The sequence below is a fragment of the Eisenbergiella massiliensis genome (assembly GCF_003435485.1).
Map to the genome: position 1 here is coordinate 34,264 of NZ_QVLV01000011.1, position 20,350 is coordinate 54,613.

Here is a 20,350-nt window from a genome sequence, read left to right on the forward strand (position 1 = left end):
CGACCGCACGAAAAGCGCCGGGATTCCGTGAAGCCTCAATCCCGGCGCTTTTCGCTGCCTGTTACTAATAATCTTCTTTTCCAAAAATGAAATCATAAAGCGTCTGGAACATACGCTCCGGTTCAATGGGCTTGGCCAGATGGGCATTCATACCCGCCGCCTTGCTCTTTTCAATATCATCATCAAAGGCATTGGCCGTCATTGCAATGATGGGAATTGCCGCGGCATCTGCATTACTCAGATGCCTGATGTTCGTTGCCGCCGTAAGGCCGTCCATCAGAGGCATGCGGATATCCATGAGGATAACATTATAATAGCCTTCCGGGGACTTGCTGAACATTTCCATAGCCCGCAGTCCGTTCTCCGCGGTATCCACCGTAAAGCCCTTGCTTTCCAGAAGCATCACCGCCACCTCGGTGTTAATCTGGTTGTCCTCTGCAAGCAGCACCCGTTTTCCGGTAAAATCATAATCAATGACCTGTGTCTTTTCTTCCTGCTCTTCCTTTTCCCCCAATGCTTTGGTGAACGCGGAAACCAGCGAGGACTTAAACATGGGCTTGCTCATCAGCAGATTAACACCGGCCAGCTTGGCTTCATGTTCAATGGAAATCCAGTCATAGGCCGTCATGATGATGATGGTCACCTCCGGACCTACTATGCTCCGAATCCTCCTGGCGGTTTCGATACCGTCCATGTCCGGCATCTTCCAGTCAATAAGAATCATATCATAATAACGGTTCTGGCTCCAAAGCGTATTCACCTGCTCAACAGCCTTCCGGCCGCTGTCCACCCATTCGGCGCTGATGCCCATTTCATGCAGGGTCATTACCGCGCTTTCACAGACGGCCACATCGTCGTCCACCACCAGCGTTTTCAGATGGGAAAAAATAAAATCATGCTTTTTCTGGTTATGGCGCAGCTTTTCTTCCTCGGTAATCCCCAGCTTTACATCCACTATGAATTCCGTGCCGATTCCCTTTATGGAGCGTACGGTAATCTTCCCGTCCATCATATCCACGATATTTTTCGAAATGGCAAGCCCCAGCCCCGTGCCTCCGTAAAGGGAGGTGGTTCCTGTGGATTCCTGGGAAAAGGGTTCAAATATATGCGGGATAAAATCATCGCCCATCCCCACTCCCGTGTCATTGACAATAAAACGGAGCATGGCATCGTTTTTTGTTTTCCTGCGCTGGGATGCGGAAAAGGTCACCTTACCGCCCTCGCCAGTAAATTTGATGGCATTGTTTAAAATATTGATCAGCACCTGCTGCAGCTTCATAGCATCCCCGATATAATAATCGTCCAGCACCGGATCCACGATACATTCATACTCCACGCCCTTGGCCTCCGCCTGTCCGTAGCAGATGGAATTAATGCCTACCAGGAATTCCTCCGTGGGTATCTTTTCATTTTTCAGCAGCATTTTCCCGCTTTCAATACGGCTCATGTCCAGGATATCATTTATCAGGGACAAAAGGAAACGGGAGGAAATTCCTATTTTTGAAATGCAGTCCTCCACCTGTTCATCATCCCCGATCGACTGGGCGGCAATGGTGCTCATGCCGATAATTGCATTCATTGGGGTACGGATTTCATGGCTCATGCGGGAAAGGAAGTCCGACTTTGCCGCGTTTGCCTGCTCCGCTGCAACCAGGGCGGCCGCCAGCTCCTCCTTCTGACGCTGTTCCTGACGCACCACATCAGTCACATCCGTACGGGCAATGCAGATTCTTTTCAGTTCCTGGCTGATATAGAAAACCTCAAACCGCTTAATGCGCAGCTCCCCTTTTTCATCCTTCATCTCCACAAGGAAGGTGTAGGAATCCTTTTCCTTCAGCTGCCTTTCCATATTGGAGAAATCCAGCTGGTTCAGATATTCCGTTTTCGCAGGTTCGTTCATATAGGCATCGGCAAACCTGTGCAGCTCCTCCTGGAAACCTCCTTCCGCAGGAAGTATGTTCCGCCCGCCGCCGTCTATGGAAACCGGCCTGTGGGTTCCCTGCAGGACGTCCACTTCGGTTATGCTGTCATAATCCAGCTTCGCAATTCTTTTCAGCAGCTGCTCCTGAAGCTTCTGCTCCGTAATATCTATGGTATAGAAAAACAGGAGCACATCCCCGCTCTCCGGATTCCTGAAGGAGCGCAGCTTCGTACTTTCCCAGAAGCTGCTTCCGGTGTTGCTTCTGCGGAGGAATTCAAAGTGATAATCCGTTTTTCCGTTGGCATAATCGGCCAGCACCTTCTCCCGTTCCAGAGTGCTTCCAATCCTTTTCCCCATTTCCGGATCCATGGCTGATCGCTCCAGGCTGAGGATAGTATCCTCATAGGAATCCCCGATATGGGCCACCGCCATTTCCGAAGTTGAAACGTAGGTTTCCAGCCTCCCCTGAGTCACATTCAGGCTTCCCTGAATGCTTCCCTCCGCAGAAAACACCTCCGCAAAATAAGACAGCTCCTTTTCATACAGATTCAGCACTCTCTGCTGCAGCTGTTTTTCATCCGTTATATCTACAAAAACACAATAAAAATACTGCTCTCCATCTTCTTCCGTAAACAGCTGCGCCTTGATGGAAATCCATTTTACACTTCCGTCCCTGCAGATCAGGCGGTTTTCGTTATGTATGGTATTTCCTGTTTTCAGCTGCTCCCTGAGCTTGTCGGCCATGATATCGAAATCCTCAGGATAAATGACGGCCGACATCCTGTTTCCCATGGCTGCGAATTCCTCCCTGCTGAAACCCAGGAATTCAAACAGTCCGTCATTGGCGTCAATTACGGAAAAATCAGCATCAAACCGGCACCGGAACACCGCTCCCGGAATGTTGTTATACAGGTTGAGCACTTCCGCCTGCGCACGCTTCTGTGCCGTAATATCCATGCAGACCGATATGATCGCAGGCCTCCCGTCTTCAGCCATTACTCTGCGTCCCATGTCATGAACCCAGATGTAAGAACCATCCTTTTTTTTCATGCGGTATTCCACCACATATTCAACATCCTCTGCCAGCTGCTCCATCACTGCCCGTTCCACCATGTCCCGATCCTCGGGATGCATACAGTTGGAAACGCAGCCTTCAATATCCGCTACGAATTCGGCCTCGTCCGCATAGCCCAGGTAATTCAGCATCCTGCGGTTGACGAAATAAAACGGAAAGTTTTCCTCTATGTAACCGCCCATCATACCGCCGGGCAGGGACTCATTCAAAAGCTCCTGTCTCTGCCGAATGGTATTCTCCATAACCAGCGTCTTCGGGTAATGCTCCGTCCCCCGCTGGCTGCCGGCAGGCTCGGCAAAGTGGAAGCTCTGGAGCTTCCAGCCTTCCCCCTCCATTACCATGGTAAAGAAACCGCGTACATGCCAGGTATACACAGAATTTTTCAGAGTAACCTCCGCAGACAGGTTACGCACATGCTCCGCTATAACCTGTTCATTTATCTCCGTAAGAAGCAGTGTAAACGGCTCCGGAATCTCCAGCATATCCTGTCTGAGGTAGGAAAGCATCTCATCCCTGCCCCGTGCTGACTCTCCGATCCCGGTGCCCACAAAATCCACGTCTTCCCTGATAAAGGCCATAGCCGCCTCCACATCCCGTTCCACAAACCAGGCCCGGCAGAATGCCTGCAGCGCCTCCCCTGCCGTCATTTGAATATTCATCTGTTTATCCTCTCTGTAACTGCATGTCAACAGCACTCTGTCCATCGGGGCATCATCGTTTCCTATTCTTCCTCTTTTCCTGTTTTGAACCCGGAAAACCACAGCAAAAAAAGAGTCGTGATCCACTCCGCATCATGCTCATTCTAATGACTGTGCGTGATACGGCAGGCCAGACTCCAGGATTCATCCTGTTTGTTTTTATGCTCTTTACCCCAATTCACGCTGTTTTGCCCGCCTACATCCATTTTACCTTCTCAGCCGCACCTTCACGGCGAAGCGGCCGCCGCCCGTTTTACAGTTGATCAGTAAAACATTATGTTTTATTTTATATTATACAGAAGTCCTGTGCAAAACGCAATGTATTCTTATTTCCCGCCTGCACTTACCCCCGGGCTGGTCACTGTTCACAGATTACCGCTCATTCCATGACAGTAACGTCCACAGACGATTTGTCCTTCTGCCGTCACTGTTCTTCTTGTACCAGCCTCCCTGCGCTGGTATACTGTAAGAAGCAACAGCATTGTAAAGGAGGCACTTATGAATCAGACACTGGATAAATTTAAGGAACATCTCAAAAAAATGAGGCAGTATGAGCAGGCGGTATGTCTGCTTAACTGGGATCTGCAGACCATGGCTCCCAAAAAGGGAGTGGAAAGCAAGCTGGAAACCCTGGGCTTCTTTTCTACCGAGTCCTTCAAGCTTTCCACATCAGAGGAATATGGGGCTATGCTGCAGGAGCTTTCCCGTCCGGAGCTTTTTGCGCAGCTGGATGAAGGGATGCAGCTGACGGTAAAGCGCGGTTTACGGGATTATCAGCGCTTTCAGCGCGTTCCCCAGGATTTTTATACGGATTATGTGACCACCTCCGCGCGATCGGAAAAGATGTGGGAGGAAGCAAAGCGGGCCGGGGATTTCTCTCTCTTTTCTCCCTGGCTGGATAAAATGATTTCCATGACCAGGCAGTACGTGGGATACATGGAACCGGAAAAAGATGCCTATGAGGTGCTGCTTGATATGTACGAGGAAGGGATGGACAGCGCCACCATCGACCGGATTTTTGATGAAATGAAGGAAGGGCTGCTGCCGCTGCTTTCCAAAATAGCTGCCGCAGGCATGCCGGATCTGTCGGCGCTTGAAGGCCATTACGACATTGACGCCCAGAAAAAAGTGCAGAATATGCTGCTTTCCTATATCGGCTTTGATTTCGACGGAGGCGCTGTGGCAGAAAGCGAGCATCCCTTCACTATGGGCATATGCCATGGGGATATCCGGACCACGAACCATTATCTTGAGGATGCCCCGTTATCCGCCATTTTCAGCGCCATCCATGAGGGAGGGCATGCTATTTTTGAGCAGAATATCGATCCTGTTTTTGTGAATACTGCAGCAGAGCAGGTGAACCTGATGGGCCTGCATGAAAGCCAGTCCCGTTTCTTTGAAAACATCCTGGGCCGGAATCCAAATTTCTGGAAGCCGGTTTACGGACAGCTGGGAGAACTTCTTCCTCAGTTTCAGACCGTTCCCTTTGATGTTTTCTGCCGGGCGATCAATGATGTCCGTCCCAGCTTCATCCGGACGGAGGCGGACGAGGTGACCTACTGCCTTCACATTATCCTGCGCTATGAAATGGAAAAGGCAATTTTCCGTGACCATGCCGCCACAGACACGCTGCCGGAGCTTTGGAATGATAAAATGGAAGAGCTGCTTGGCATCCGTCCTGCCAACGATGCGGAGGGCATTCTGCAGGATATGCACTGGTCCGACGGTTCCTTCGGCTACTTCCCTTCCTATCTGCTGGGCTCCATTTACGGCGGCATGTTCTTAAATCAGATAGAAAAGGAGCTGGGAAGCCTGGATCCCATCCTTGCGGAAGGCCGGGTAAAGGAAATCACCGCCTGGCTCAATAAAAAAATCCACCGTTACGGAAGCCTGTACAATTCCCGCCAGGCGGTGCAGAGGGTATGCGGCTGTGAAATTTCCGCAGCGCCGCTGCTGTCCTATTTCAATAAGAAGTATGGGGAAATTTACGGATTCTAAAGGAAGCCTTGCTTTTCCTTTTTCCCCATGCTACAATAAGGTCCGGGAATGAAGTTCTCCCATGGCTATTGCCAAAACCGCTGATAAAGCTGATGACTTCTGTGATTTTTTCACAGGGTCATTGGCTTTTTTTGCTGCTGGGTAACGACCCGTAATCTGACATTCTTCAGGGAGGAATTTTTTATGCTTACATCACTCGCACTTATTTTTCTGGTGGGGCTGGCCGCCGCGTCCATCTGCCAGCGGATACGCCTGCCCCGTATCATCGGTATGCTGGCTACCGGAATCCTTTTAGGGCCTTATGTGCTGGATTTTCTTGACGGCTCCATTCTCAGCATCTCTTCTGATTTAAGGGAAATGGCTCTGGTCATCATTCTGATTAAGGCTGGCCTTTCGTTGGATATCAGTGAATTAAAGGAGGTGGGAAGGCCCGCGGTGCTTATGGCTTTCCTCCCCGCCGTTTTTGAAATCCTGGCTTTTGTCCTGCTGGCGCCAGGGATCCTTGGCGTCACTTTACTGGAAGCCGCCATCCTGGGCGCAGTGCTGGGCGCCGTTTCCCCGGCCGTGGTCGTGCCCAAAATGGTGCAGCTGATGGAAACCGGCTACGGCACCGATAAGGGGATTCCCCAGCTGATTCTGGCCGGGGCTTCCCTGGATGACGTATTTGTTATCGTCCTGTTTTCCACCTTCACGGGCATGGCCCAGGGCGGCGCCGTATCCGCCATGGATTTTGCCGGCATTCCCATATCCATCCTGCTTGGCATTGCAGGCGGCGCGCTGACGGGCTGGCTGCTGGCTCTCTTTTTTGAATCGCAGTATGCAAAAGAACGATATGTGCGCAACAGCATGAAGGTGATTATCGTTTTGGGGATTTCCTTTCTACTGGTCGCACTGGAAACCTGGCTTGAGGGGACGCTGCCCTTCTCCGGCCTGCTAGCCGTCATGAGCATGGCCTGTGTCCTTCAGTTAAAAAGTGAAACCTTCGTAACCAGACGGCTGGCGGAAAAATTCGGAAAGCTCTGGCTGGCCGCAGAGGTCATCCTTTTCGTCCTTGTGGGCGCAGCCGTGGATATCCGCTATACCCTGGACGCCGGGCTGGGAGCGGTTCTCATGATTTTCCTTGCCCTCGCCCTGCGTTCCGCCGGCGTACTTTTGTGCTTGCTGGGGACAAAGCTTAACCGGAAGGAACGGCTGTTCTGCGTCATCGCTTATCTTCCCAAGGCCACCGTCCAGGCGGCAATCGGCTCCGTCCCCCTGGCCCTGGGCCTTCCCTGCGGAAAGCTGGTTCTCTCCGTGGCCGTGCTTTCCATTCTGATCACCGCTCCTTTGGGGGCTTTTGGCATGGACGCCACGTATAAACGGCTCCTCAACCGGAGGAGCCGCTGAATAAAGGCATTACCGCTGCAACTGCCCAACCGGAAAACTCCGGTACAGCGTAGCTAAATGCATTGCAGCCTTTCAAACGTAATATTTTCACAGCACTGCAGGGAAAGAGTCTGCTTCCTGCTCTCCCTTTCGCTGCCGATGCGGATATCCCGGAACACGATATTTTTCAGTTCATGCCCCGGTACGTCAAAGCCGCACAGTTCAATGGCCTCGCAGGGAATCCACTCCCTGCCGTCGCCGTAGTATTCTCCCAGGATGCGCAGCCGTTCAAAGCTGCAGTTTTCAAAGACAGGAGGCACCGGATGCCCGATGCCGTCATCATTATATCCCACCGAATGGAACAGGATGCGGGCGGCAGCACAATCCTCCACATGGACATTGCGTACATAACCGCCCCGTTTCTTTGTTCCCTTAATCTCAATCCCGCACATGGAATGGCTCATATCACAGTCCCAGATGCGCACGTCGTCAACGCCTCCGGACATCTCGCTGCCGATGGTGATCCCATGGCCAAAGGCACATCTGCAGTCAAAAATCCGGATATGTTCACTGGGGCGGCCGATTTGGTTTCCTTCCGGGTTTTTTCCTGATTTAATGGCTATGGAGTCATCTCCCGTATAAAAGGTGCAGTTAAATATGGTGCAGTTGGAGGAAGAATCCGGATCCCAGCCGTCCCCGTTCCATACGCCTTCGGAATAAAAGGAACAGTCATGGGTTACTATGCTGTCCGAATAAATCATATGTACATTCCAGCTGGCGCCGTTTTTCAAAGTCACACCGGAAAGAACCACATTCCTGCAGTTGCTCATATTAATCAGGCGGGGGCGTACCCTGCCGGGTATGGTTTCCGGTTTTTCACATTCCTTTATTTTCTCTCCCAGAGAAGCCAGATAGTCCTTCAGGCGCTCCCGTTCGGAAGCGATTACCCGTTCCGCCAGGATTCTTCCGCCGCTGGCAATGGTCCCTTTTCCTCTTATTACCACATTTTGGCAGCGATAGCCGCCGTCATGATCCAGTTCTCCCAGGTTCAGCAGGCTGCTGTAGCATTCCAGCTCCGTGCCTTCAAAACGGCTCCAGATCCGGGGCAGATAATCTTCCACCCGGTCCGTGCCCTGCAGCACCGCATTTTCTTCCAGGTACAGTTCCATATCACTGTGCAGCCGAAGCGCTCCTGTAAGGTATACCCCCGCCGGAAGATAAACCGCCTGTCCTTCGCCGCAGTCATCAATGGCCTGCTGCAACGCTCTGGTATCCATGACAGCGCCGTTTCCCACAGCATTATAAGGGGGCTTCGTCACATCCAGCCGCTCCTTCTTCTTCCCCGTCCTTACTCTGCAGCTTTGAGGCAGAAGGGAGGACAGCTTTTCGCCCTTGTCCACCGCTTCTACCTGGAATATATATTCGGTTTCTGTTTCCAGCCCGTCAATGGTTATATGTGTTTTATCGGTAATTCCCTTTTGTTCCTCCCCGCAGGAAATCCGGTATTCGCAATCCGCCGCACCTTCCGGCTTCTCCCAGTAAAGAGTGACGGAATCTTCGGTGGTTACGCTGTATATCTTTTCTATCCGGGCAGCTTCCCGTCTGACTGTGTCTGTCTGCTTCATATTATCCCTCCTGCATATCGCAGGCGGGCCTGCGATACTGCATGAATCATTCTTTTTTCTTTGTACGCTGGAACGGCTCTTCGTCCAGCCCTTATTCGCCCCTGTCCGTTACCAGGATGAGGCTTTCCCTTTGTCCCAACGACAGCTTCATCTCCTGCACAGGAAGCTCCAGCTGCTTTATTGTACCGTTCCAGGCATCCCAGATCTGGCAGATATGGCCGTCTTCCAGCCGCAGGCTTGTGGTAACAGAATTTTCCCCTTCATTTACCAGAAACAAAAACTCCGTGCCTTCTTTTCTCAGGCAGGTGCATCGAAGATCCCTGGCGGGAGGCAGGAAGGTTTCCGCCGGTTTTACGGCCTCTCTGATTTTCTGAGCGGTCAGGGTCGCATTCCAGACAAGGACAGTTCCTCCGCTTTCCTCCAACCGGCGGAGAAAATCCCTGGTTTCCGGCGTATCCTTTCCGTCTGTAATAACCACAGGATAACGCTGCTGCCGGATTAGCACACAGCCGTTTTCTATCCTGCAGGAAGGCAGAAGCTCCTCTTCCAGATAATTGAACTCTATCTGATTTTCAAACAGGGGCTTTGCGATTTCCCAGGAAAGCTCCTCGCTGCGGCATAATACTGCGGCCTTCGCCTGATTGACGGAATCCGTAAGCAGGCCGCACATACGCTTGATATAATCCGAAGCAATATGGTAATCCTCCCAGAAGCTGCTGTGCATGCCCACCTCCGGCGGTCTTTCCTCCTTTCGCCTGTCCCGCAGGGAATAATAAAAAGCATGAGGGAAAATCATGTTGACGCCTCTGACAAACAGCCAGTCCAGATACCATTTCATATCCTCCATGGTAAAACGGTAAGGATCCTCCGGCGCGCCGCAGCAGCCGAAGCATTCGTTCCCGTTCCGCCTTTTTCCCCGGTGCCTGGCGGAATCGGAGCTGCATTTTCCCATGGTACTGTGTTCGCCTGTGATCGCTTTTTCCTCTTCCGGTGCAACATAACGCCACACAATATCCTGACAGGGAATCGTGAAATGCTGTAAATACCCGATATCCGTAGATTTCTCCGGATGCCCGGTCATCGCCACGCCGTGCGCCGCGCACCAGTCCGCTATCTGCCTGTAATAGGCCCGGGACATTCTTTCATAAACCGCCCTTTTGTAGCGTTCACCTGCGCGTCTGCCCTCAGAGGAATCCGTATCTGCAAACAGCAGGTATAAATCCTGCTCATTTCCTCCCTGTCTGTAAAAATCCTCCAGGAAATTCCCGCTCCAGGCAATCATTCCCTCTTTGCTGCAGCGCCCCAGGATATTCGGTTCGTCAGTAAAAATCCCAATAATGGTATTCCCGAAATATTCCTTAAGTTCCTGATAATAGCGTTCGTGGGTAAGCTGCAGGAATAAGGTCACTGCTTCCGGATTCATCAGATCCGCACTGGCCGGCGCCCCCGCTTCTCCATCGTCTTCTCCATAATGAACGCCCCGGATGGTACCGCCGGAAGGACCTTCCCAAAAATACCAGGTCTTTCCCTCCCGCTTCACGGCGGCAATAAGAAGCTCCCCTTCCTCCGCCGATTCCCGATCACTCATGCGAAGTCCCCGGGAAGCAAACGCCGGGTTCTCCCTGACCACCTGTCCGTGACAGGATCCGGAAGGATACATCGCCTCATCATAAAGCACAACTTTCATATGCAGCTGGGAAGCACGCTTCACCGCATAACGGACGTAATGAAAATAGGTATCCGTCAGATAACCGATTTCCTCCGGCAGTCCCAGACGGGGATGAATTACAAACCCGTCCACCCCTTTTTCCTTAAAGGCAAGCATCTGCCGGTCCAGCTCTTCTTCAGTAAGATAATCATTCCAGAACCAGAAGGGAATGGGTGTGAATTCCTCCGACGGCTGCAGAAATTCTTTCTTAAGATTTTCCAACATGATTTTTCCTCTTTTATTCTTGTTTTTTACAACAGTTTTCCATGGCATATATCTATGTAAGTACTTACATAAATAGTATCTAATTGCTGCGAGTTTGTCAATATTTATTGCGTATTTGCAGTAAAGAATTGTACTCATATCGATGTAACCACTTACAGTATTATTTTATATTTTTTGCCGATGTCCTCCGTCTTTCCTTTCCAGCCAGTCTTCAGGGAAGCCAAAGCCCCAGTCCCGTTCCCTGGCAAAAGCCGCACAGCTTCGGAACATTTGCCTTATTCTCTCTTCCTCGAGAAATGGCTCATGGGTGAAAACAAGAAGCTCCTCCATTTTCTCCTGCCGGCCAAAATCTTCCAAAAAGGCGACGATATCCTCTGTATTTTCAAGCCGCACCTTGGTGCGGAAAAATGTGAGTCCCAAACCAGGCGTATCCAGCCGATCCTGCTGCCGCAGCGTCCTGCTCTGTTCCTCTGTATGGAAATAAGCGATTCTGTCATCCTCCGCAGAAATCAGGCCCCGGATCCCACAGCTGGCATCCATCCAGGCCCGGCAGGCCTCTGCTGTCCCGGCATAAAAATGGATTCTCGGCACCCGGTCAATGCACCGGCCCCCTCCGGTGATCCGTTCCAGTTCCTTTACCGTTTTCTCATAATCCGTTCCCGCCTGCCGGTAATCCGCCCTGCACTCCCCCGTCTGAAACCGGGTGGAGCCATAATTGGCCCCGCTGTTCAGGCCATGAAAACCGAAACGCAGCCAGTCTGAATTTTCCTGGAACTCTTCCCGGAAAACATCCGTTACCTGCGCCAGATTCCTTCCGTCTTTGCCTTCTTCATAGAAACAAAAGCAGGAAAAAACCGCCTGATAATCCTGATGCAGCCGTTTAAAAAAGGCAAATACAGGCTGCTCAAATAAAGAGGAATATTCTTTTCTGTTTTCCGTTAAGTCAATAAAGGCTGTAAAAAAATCGTCTATGGAAAAATGAATTTTCCCTTTTCCTTTCTCCGCTTTTTCCTGGCCTGCTGTTTTTTCTTCTTTCTCCTGCGCCATGGCTGAAACCTCCCTGGTTCTGATTGTGAATACTGATTCCTGCGTTTATGTAAGCGTTTACATCAGTGTAGCGGATTATAAAAATTTTGTCAATTTATTCCCAGGAAACGGCCGCCGCAGTATTTCCATATCAGAAAAGCTGCGGCGGCCGGGTTTTTATTCTCTGTTTATTCACTTAAGGTACATTCCGGATCCAAATCCTGCAGTCTGTTCACCCAAGCACCCTCCGGCTTCGGTACCCGGTATCCTGTTCCCAGCAGCGGATCGGAGGTTCTTTCCATCCAGGCTTCCAGATGCAGTCTTAATTCTTCATAAATTTCTTTATAATCCGGTGAATTCACCAGGTTCTTCCGTTCCAGGGGATCCAGTTCCAGATCAAACAGCATTTCTCTCTCTCTTGTCTGTTTTAGAAGTCCGGCGGCAATCATTTCTGTTTTACTGGAAGAACCATCTATATTTGCAGGGACATAGCTATTATGGTAATCAAAGTACCGTATCAGCTTATAACGTCTGGTTCTGATGCACCGCATCGGTTCATAGGCAGCATGATAAGTAACCTCTGCAAATATCTCATCGTTAATCTGTTTTTCGGTATCATCAAACAGCGAAACAAATGATTTTCCCTGCAGATATTCCGGTTTTTCCAGTCCAAGCATATCACAGAGAGTTGGATAAATATCAATCTGTGAAAGCAAAGAATCCGACACCTTTCCGGCAGAAGGATTGTTTTTGTACTTCATTATCAGAGTAACCCCGATTCCCGTATCGTAACAGTTGCATTTCATAAATGGAAATGCAATCCCATGATCGGTTGTAAAAATAATAATTGTATCATCCTCTCTACCGGATTTTTTCAATGCTTCCAGCACCGTTCCCACACAGTCATCCGCAATTTTCGCCGAATACATAAAATCGGCCATATCCTTCCGGTTTTCTTTTGTATCAGGGATTGTCATTGGCGGCATGACATAATCCGGGTTTACAAAATCCGCAGGAGCTTCCGGATATCGCCTGTGGGTATTGATAAATCCTACCGACATAAAAAATGGCTTATCTTCCTTATAACTAAGAAGATATTCGGCTGCATGACTACTGGCCGCCGTATCTCTTTGTATAAATCGGGAATGATGGCAATCCTCATCAAACCAGTAATCATAACCCAACATATCTGTAACAGGCGCTTCATGCTGGACACCAAACAGACAGGTATGATAGCCATGGCCGCGAAGGAAATTGGACAAATGAGAATCATAACTGTCCATCTGAAATCCTCTCTGTGCAAGCCCCAGCATATGAGTGCTGTGAGGAGCCTGTCCGGAAAGCAGCCCTACACGGCTGGGAGAACAGGTGGGCGCTGCGCAGTAAATCTGACGGAACAGAGTGCCTTCCTGCGCCAGACGCATTATATTCGGGGTTTTTACGTTTACGCCGAACGGTTCCAGAAACCTGCCGCTGTCATGCGTATGTATATATAAAATATTCTTTTTCATATTTTTCCTCTTTCCGCTAACCTTTTACGGCTCCTGCCGCTACTCCGCCAACAATATATTTCTGTCCGAAAATAAATACAATCAGTACCGGCAGCGCAGTCAGCGTTATATCAGCGCTTACCAGATTCCAACTCTGTTCAAACTGTCCGAAAAAATTATAAACGGCCAGCGTCATAGGCCACTTTCCCGAATTGTTCATAAAATATAAAGGCATGGAAAAGTCATTCCAGATAGCCATAAAATTAAGGATCCCTACAGTAACAACCGTAGGCTTCATCAAAGGAAAAATCACATTGGAAAACAATCTCATCGGCCCTGCGCCGTCAATAACCGCTGCTTCATCAATCTCTCTGGGCAATGTCTCCACAAACCCAAACATCAAAAACAGCGCCAGCGGGATATTCATCGCTACATACAGAAAAATCAAACCATATCTGGTATTTATCAGGGCAGTTGCCTTCATAATTTTCATCAGTGCCACATTGTTTACCGGCATGGCAATGCCAAGCACTATGAGATAATAAACAAATCTGTGCAGCCTGCTTCTATTCCGTGAAAGCACATAGGAAGCAGCGGATACCACCGATAAAATCAATATTACACTAAAGGAGGCATAAACAGCGCTGTTACAAAAAGAAGACAGCAGCTTTCCTCTTTCAATTACCGTAGCATAATTCTCAAGCATAAATTTTTTTGGCAGACTAAGCGTCATTACCATGGATTCTTTCTGTGATTTAAAGGAGTTGACTACCACCACCAGCATTGGCACCAAAATGATAAGACTGGCAGCCCAGGCCGCAAAATTAGCTAAAAAAGTACAAAGCTTCTTTTTCACTGCTCTACCTCCTTATTCCCCACTGCCTTCAGGATGAAATAAGATACGGACAAAACAAAAACAAACAGAATGCTTGATAATGTAGTTCCCATCGCATAATTTCCTTTGGAAAATTCGCTGTAAACTGCCGTATTAATAACTCCGGTTGCATTTCCCGGCCCTCCGTTCGTCAGACTGTAAATCAAATCGAAAACACGGAAGCCGTATGTAATATTCAATACGGTAACACTGATAATTACATTTTTTAAAAGAGGCAGCGTCACATACCTGAATTTACTGAAGAACCCGGCACCATCCAGCTCTGCCGCCTCATAATAGGTGGATGAAATGGAATTCAGTCCTGCAATTATCACCATCATAACATATCCCGTACCTTTCCAGGCATCTACTGCAAATACCGTTTTAAAAGCAAAATTCAAATCCCCCAGCCAGTTCTTTGCAAAAAAATCCAGCCCAATAGCTTTTAGTGTAATATTAATAAAGCCGCGGCTGGGATGCAGAATATTCTTAAATACCAGCCCAATAATCAGGAAAGACATAACCTGAGGCAAAAAAACAAGCATCCTGTGCATGCTTTTCATCTTTACCATTTTATTGGTAAGCAGTACAGCAAGGGCTATGCCCAGTGTCGTTTTGGTAACGGAACTCACTGCTGTAAATAACAATGTATTTTTTATATACATTCCATAATTGTTTCCGCCCTCAAAAACCTTAAGATAATTTTTCCAGCCAACGAAATTCACTTCGCTGCTGTAAGTATTCCAATCAGTAAAGGAATAGCCGATGCCCATAATTCCGGGCAGAAAAAACAGACCAAGATAAAATATAAGCGCTCCCAGAGCAAACCAGGTCGGATATAATTTTTTTGCCTTCATAACAGCTCCCATCCGCACGTACGCTACGTGCAAAGTATCTCTGACATGTTTAAGCTTCCAATGTGGCAGGACGGCATACGCCGCCCTGCTTCCCGCTTATTCCCACGCCGGATCCTTCTGAAGCTCCGCCTGTTCCGCCCTTCTTCTGGAAATATTCTCCATCACTTCTTCAGGAGTCATAGCTCCCGTATACATTGCCTCAATATCTTTTCCGGTATCCATAAACTGCGGATCAATGTATTTCACACCTACCTGCATAATAGTACCTCTTTCCAGGGAATCGATGTATTTATTAAATTCATCCGGATAGGAGGGTGTAATTTCCGGCCAGCACAGTCCCATTTCTTCCGGATTATTATCCTGTCTGTACTGCAGATTCTCAGGTCTTGCCAGAAAGCGGAAAAATTCCAGCGCATATTCCGCATTCTCACTTTTACTGTTAATAAAATATGCTGCACTTGATGCATTATTTGCGAGTACATCATTATCTCCGAACGGCATCAGGAAAATGCCGATTTGATCCTTCATATCAGGATATTGATCCTCTACCTGAAGCGCAAATCCGGGAGCTGCCAAATACATCGCCGCCCTTCCGGTTCCAATTTCATCCTTCGCTGCATCCACCGTGTTACTGAGATAATCTTCTCCATAATACCCAAGCTCCGCAAACTCTTTCATCTGCTCCAGAATCGTTTTCATCATGGCAACGTCCTTAATATCCTTTGTATTATTGTTCAAAGCCTCATACAAACCGGGTTCCAGCTTTTCATAATAAGGGCCGCTGCCGTAAAGAGGCACGCACTGATGCCAGGCACTCTGAGTTGCTTCATAAATCGGGACGATCCCTGCCTCTTGAATCGTCTGGCATACGGTTTTAAACTCCTCATATGTTGTGGGGATTTCTAACCCAAGATCCGAAAAAATTTTCTTGTTATAGTTATAAAAGTTCAACTTAGGTTCCGCAAAGCGGATTGCATATATTTTGCCATCATATTCCACACACTCCTTTGCATAATCGGCCATGCGATCCACCCATTCCTCATTGGTGAGATCCACACAGTTTTCATCGGGTCGTACCCTGGAATATAAGCTTAAGGGATCCGCATCAACACAGAAAATATCCGGGGCTTCTCCGGAATCCAGCTTTACCTTCAGTAAATCACGCCACTGCGCATCGGGAGATATCTGGAAATCTACTTTGATTCCCGTTTCCTCTTCAAACTGCGCTGCCAAATCCTGAACAACTCCGCAGGAAGGAATTCCTGATTGATGTGTTCCGAACGTCAATGTAATATTTTCTTTTTTCCCTTTGTCTGCAGTTTCCGAGACAGTCGATGATGTCTGTACATCTCCACCGTTTCCATTTCCAACACTGTTTCCGCATCCTGCCAGACAGGAAACAGCAAGTGCTGCAGTTAATAGTAAAGCAAATTTTCTCTTCATAACCATCCTCCATATACGATTCTATTTGCATTTTTTGTAGCTTTTTGCTACAGTTATATGGTACATTAACCGTTCAAAAAGCAACATGCACAAAACAGTTCTGCCGCTTGTAATTTTTTGAAATTTTCAGGAGCTGCATATGAAACAGAAAACCCCCTCTTTACAAAAAGCACTGCCGCGCTATTACTTTCTTGTCCTGTTTATTACCCTCGCCATTCTCCTGATTGCTTTTTACATATATTATATTAAGAATCTAAGGGTCAGCGAATATCAGAATCTGCAGAATATCTGTGATTCGGCGCTTTCCAATATGGAACAGGAGATAGAGAAAATGTCTACCGTATCGCTGAATACCATTTATTCCAAGGATATTCTTCCCGGAATCCGCAATGTGGATGTCACCCGGATTAACAGCCAGCAGACCTATGTACAGGTACAATCCATTTACAATTCCATATCAGCCATGATCGGGCCGCAGCAGACTGTGGCGCAGATAAACATTTACCATAAAAATGGCTTTTCTGTTGGTTCCGGCTTCTATACTTATCATAAAAAAATTCAGTTGTCCCAACGAAGCTGGTACGATACGGTAATGGAAAAAAACGGTTACAAAGTCATGAGTCTGCCGCGGCAGCTTTCCTTTTTTATGTCCCCTGCTCCGCTTCCCTATGATCCTTATTACATCACGCTGACCAGGCTCTATTTTGATAATATTCACGAAATCGAAGGCGCGGTTGAGGTTTTGCAGAAATGTGATACTTTTTTCAGTTATCTTAATCGGCTGTCTGCCGCTAATCAATCCATCCGGCTTGTAATTTTAAACGAAAACGGAGAACAGGTATACCCTGTCCAGACTGCCGAGACAGAATCCGCAGGTATTGCTTCACTCCTTTCCGCCAAAGCTTCGCTTCCTATAGGACAGATTACGCATATCCGGGATGAAAACGGAAATAAAACCGCTGTCTTTTATAATACCCTGTCTTCCGTAGGCTGGCAAATATATGCGATGGAGTCCGACAGTATTCTCGTTCATTCTCTGATAGCCCCCACCCTGTTTTTTCTGGCGGTTCTGATAATCGTATTGTTAGTAACCCTTGCCATATGCATATCCATATCCGGCCGTATTCTCAAACCTGTGGGAGAATTAAAAAATACTTTTGAAACCCTGGACTTAGATGATGTTTTCTCACGTTCAATCGATTCCGTCCCGCTGCCTGAAAGTCATTTTGAAGAAATAAAGACATTGATTGCCTCTTTCCGGAACATGTATAATAAAATGAATTCTTCCACTCTTGAAATGATGAAATCACAGGAAAATGAAATACGCGCCAAAGAGATTGCAACACAGTCCATGATGAAGCCCCATTTTCTCTATAATAATCTGGCAAATATAAGCGTAATGGCGGAAGAAAATATGAATCAGGAAATCATAAGTTTAACTGAAAATCTCTGTGATTATCTCCGGTATACTTCGACCGGCGGAGAACTTCGCGTAACTATCCGGGATGAATTTTTATATACGCAGAAATATTTAGCCTGTATGAATGTACGTTACCGGGATCGTCTCACCTGCACTTTTTCTTTAGACGAACAAATTGCCGATATCAAAATCCCTAAACTGAGCATACAGCCGATTATTGAAAATTCGTTGAAATACGCCTTTATGAAAAAACCTCCATGGCGCATTAGCATTTGCGGATTTTTTGAAGAAACGGACGGGAAATGGTACATCCGTATTAAAGATAACGGATGCGGCTTTGCAGAAGGAGAGATTACACGGCTTACTGAACTTATGCGGTCCATTCGGGATTCCAAAGATATTGCCTGTCTGAAAATCGGGGGCATGGGGCTCCAGAATGTTTATCTCAGGCTGCTGCTGCAATACGGTGCCTGCGCAGTTCTCATACTAGAAAATAACCCGGAAGGCGGAGCCTGTATCACGATTGGAGGAAAAATAAATGACTGAATTAGCTAGCAGAAAAGCTTATGATGTGGTTGTGGCCGAGGATGAACTGCTTATACAGGAAAACCTGATCAAGAAAATTAATGCCCTCTCCCTTCCTTTTACCATAAAAGGAACCTTTGAAGATGGAGAAAGCGCATTAGATTTCATTCGGAATCATCATGTGGATTTGCTTATTACAGATATCAAGATGCCGGTAATGAGCGGCCTTGAGCTTTCCCGTATCCTCCGTGCTTCATTTCCTTCCATTAAAGTCCTGATCATAAGCGGTTATAATGAATTTACGTTAGCACAGCAGGCGATTGAATATCAGGTAAAAGGATTCCTTCTCAAACCAATAAAGCAGGAGAACCTGGAACAGGCATTAACCAAGCTCCTGATTGAATTGGATGGTGAAAACGAAACAGTACAGGCCAGCGTACCCGAACACCTGAAAAACATGAGCAAGGAAGAAATTGTTTCCTGTATTGAAAAATATCTCCAGGAAAATTTCAGGAAACAGATAACAATGGGCGAAATATCGGATAGGTTGGGATTTGCTCCTGATTATTTAAGTCATCTGTTCAAAAAATATCATAATGAATCCCCGATTCGTTATCTGACCAATTTAAGGATTCATTATGCCAGACAGCTTCTGATCCGTCACCCGGAATTAGAGGTATCTATAATCGGTGAAATGTCTGGTTACCCTGATCCGGTATATTTCAGTAAAGTATTTAAAAAAAATACTGGTATCTGGCCCAGCCAGTACCGTTCAGAAAAAGGAGCCAAATAGGAAGGCCCGGGAACCGCTTCCCGGACCTTTCCTTATTTCCTCATTTCCCCATTTCCACATAAACCGTTTTTCCTTGCCCGGAATTCGGATTTTTACTCTTTTCCGCCGTCTGCGGATTCTGTTCCTGAATGTATGCGCCATAATCTTCAATATATGCATAATCCAGGAATGCTTCTCTTGCGGCGTTCATTGCGATCTTATAAGCGCTTCCATCCTTTCTGATAAAATAGTAGGCAATTCTGTTAAAGCTGCCCAGATATCCGTTTTCATCCCGGTAAGCACAGACGATTTTTTCATATTCTGCTTCCTTCTGAAGTTTTCCTGTTAAAACAGCCTTTGCCGTTTCACACATTTTCTCCATCTTTCCTTCCAGCACAGCGTAACTTACGGCATCCGCATCCATATCCGCGGCCAGGCTACTGGAAGCCCCCAGCAGAGTTCCGTCCTGTGGTTCAAAATAGAAATAATAGTATTCCGTGCTGCGTACGCTGAAGTTCACATTATAGACGCCTTTTCCCTCAGCCCCCATATCTGTATTCAGATAATGGTTCAGTTCCATCCCTTTTTCGGACACGCCATACAGATTATGAAGCCATTCGCTTCCCAGCACAATTGCCTTTTCTTCGGTAATCCCGCCGCTTTCCGCGATCTGTTCCCTGGCCTGCTTTTCTTCTGCCGTGATATCCGCCGGCTCCGTTCTTTCGGAAAGCACATAATCCCTTTTGGTTTCAAACTCTATGATTTGCAGCAGCTCTTCATCCGTAAGTTCGCGCTCGGGCAGATAGAAGGTTGAGGTATCCCTGGCATAATAAAGCGAATCCGCCCTCTCCTTTTTCTGCGTCTGCTCCTGTCTGAGTTCCCCCTGCGGGAAAGTTCCCTGGAGATAGGCTCTGTACAGATTCCCATACCTTTCCTTCTCTGTCTGCGTATACTCCCTGGAATAGCTGTCCGCATTCACCTCCTGGCTGTCCATAACGCTTTCCACCTCTTTTATTTCTTCCGCAGGAATGCGCTGCATCCGTTCCTGCACCAGAGATGTTACAAATGCCTTTACCGGTATGGCGGCGGCACAGCCCAATACCACGATGCCCACCGCTGCTGCCATCCTTTTTCCTCTCCACTTTTCTGTTCTTTTTTTCTTATCCTGCATACGCTTATACCCTTCTTCCACGCTGTTTTTAATCAGCAGGTCAAGGTTATCCGGCAGTTCTATGCTTTCCCATATTTCCCCGGGGTTAAAATGTTGATTTTTCTTCATATCCATTCCTCGTCTCCAGACGCCTGCCTGGCCGTGTCCGTCAAAATTT

13 protein-coding genes and 1 riboswitch are annotated in these 20,350 nt (G+C 47.8%); of the genes, 4 read left to right on the forward strand and 9 right to left on the reverse strand.

Annotated elements, in window-relative coordinates; translation table 11 throughout:
- Positions 1 to 64 precede the first annotated feature (64 nt).
- Complete coding sequence (locus DXC51_RS16315) at positions 65 to 3,655, reverse strand: response regulator (RefSeq protein ID WP_117544985.1); 3,591 nt, start codon at positions 3,653 to 3,655, stop codon at positions 65 to 67.
- A 537-nt stretch (positions 3,656 to 4,192) separates the two neighbouring features.
- Here DXC51_RS16315 and DXC51_RS16320 point away from each other — a divergent pair.
- A complete protein-coding gene (locus DXC51_RS16320; protein ID WP_117544933.1) occupies positions 4,193 to 5,692 on the forward strand; it encodes a carboxypeptidase M32 in 1,500 nt (499 codons plus the stop codon).
- Positions 5,693 to 5,727: 35 nt separating this feature from the next.
- Positions 5,728 to 5,801, forward strand: a riboswitch (Fluoride riboswitch).
- A 74-nt stretch (positions 5,802 to 5,875) separates the two neighbouring features.
- Complete coding sequence (locus tag DXC51_RS16325) at positions 5,876 to 7,078, forward strand: cation:proton antiporter (protein ID WP_117544934.1); 1,203 nt, start codon at positions 5,876 to 5,878, stop codon at positions 7,076 to 7,078.
- 53 nt (positions 7,079 to 7,131) lie between these two features.
- On the opposite strand, the gene DXC51_RS16330 is transcribed toward DXC51_RS16325, so the two are convergent.
- The 7 genes from DXC51_RS16330 to DXC51_RS16360 all read right to left on the reverse strand — a co-directional run bounded on the left by DXC51_RS16330 (position 7,132) and on the right by DXC51_RS16360 (position 16,305).
- Positions 7,132 to 8,682 carry a glycosyl hydrolase family 28 protein gene (locus DXC51_RS16330; RefSeq protein ID WP_117544935.1) on the reverse strand — a complete coding sequence of 517 codons (1,551 nt, stop codon included), beginning with the start codon at positions 8,680 to 8,682 and terminating at the stop codon, positions 7,132 to 7,134.
- 91 nt (positions 8,683 to 8,773) lie between these two features.
- Complete coding sequence (locus tag DXC51_RS16335; RefSeq protein WP_181970124.1) at positions 8,774 to 10,615, reverse strand: glycosyl hydrolase; 1,842 nt, start codon at positions 10,613 to 10,615, stop codon at positions 8,774 to 8,776.
- Positions 10,616 to 10,780: 165 nt separating this feature from the next.
- Entirely contained in the window at positions 10,781 to 11,662 is an 882-nt protein-coding gene (locus tag DXC51_RS16340) for a hypothetical protein (protein WP_117544937.1), read from the reverse strand.
- A 167-nt stretch (positions 11,663 to 11,829) separates the two neighbouring features.
- The gene (locus tag DXC51_RS16345) at positions 11,830 to 13,152 is read right to left on the reverse strand and encodes a sulfatase family protein (RefSeq protein WP_117544938.1); all 1,323 of its coding nucleotides are present in this window, start codon (positions 13,150 to 13,152) and stop codon (positions 11,830 to 11,832) included.
- A 16-nt stretch (positions 13,153 to 13,168) separates the two neighbouring features.
- Positions 13,169 to 13,987 (reverse strand): carbohydrate ABC transporter permease, encoded by an 819-nt coding sequence (locus DXC51_RS16350; RefSeq protein ID WP_117544939.1) that lies wholly within the window; start codon positions 13,985 to 13,987, stop codon positions 13,169 to 13,171.
- The gene (locus tag DXC51_RS16355) at positions 13,984 to 14,862 is read right to left on the reverse strand and encodes a carbohydrate ABC transporter permease (RefSeq protein ID WP_102289149.1); all 879 of its coding nucleotides are present in this window, start codon (positions 14,860 to 14,862) and stop codon (positions 13,984 to 13,986) included. The genes DXC51_RS16350 and DXC51_RS16355 overlap by 4 nt, the downstream gene beginning before the upstream one ends.
- A gap of 96 nt (positions 14,863 to 14,958) precedes the next feature.
- Positions 14,959 to 16,305 (reverse strand): ABC transporter substrate-binding protein, encoded by a 1,347-nt coding sequence (locus DXC51_RS16360; protein WP_117544940.1) that lies wholly within the window; start codon positions 16,303 to 16,305, stop codon positions 14,959 to 14,961.
- A 139-nt stretch (positions 16,306 to 16,444) separates the two neighbouring features.
- On the opposite strand from DXC51_RS16360, the gene DXC51_RS16365 reads away from it, so the two are divergent.
- Complete coding sequence (locus DXC51_RS16365) at positions 16,445 to 18,271, forward strand: sensor histidine kinase (protein ID WP_117544941.1); 1,827 nt, start codon at positions 16,445 to 16,447, stop codon at positions 18,269 to 18,271.
- On the forward strand, positions 18,264 to 19,043 hold the full coding sequence (locus DXC51_RS16370; RefSeq protein ID WP_117544942.1) for a response regulator transcription factor: 780 nt from the start codon (positions 18,264 to 18,266) through the stop codon (positions 19,041 to 19,043). The genes DXC51_RS16365 and DXC51_RS16370 overlap by 8 nt, the downstream gene beginning before the upstream one ends.
- A 40-nt stretch (positions 19,044 to 19,083) precedes the next feature.
- On the opposite strand, the gene DXC51_RS16375 is transcribed toward DXC51_RS16370, so the two are convergent.
- Positions 19,084 to 20,301: a hypothetical protein gene (locus DXC51_RS16375; protein ID WP_147332373.1), complete on the reverse strand. Its 1,218-nt coding sequence runs from the start codon at positions 20,299 to 20,301 to the stop codon at positions 19,084 to 19,086.
- Between the last annotated feature and the right edge of the window lie 49 nt (positions 20,302 to 20,350).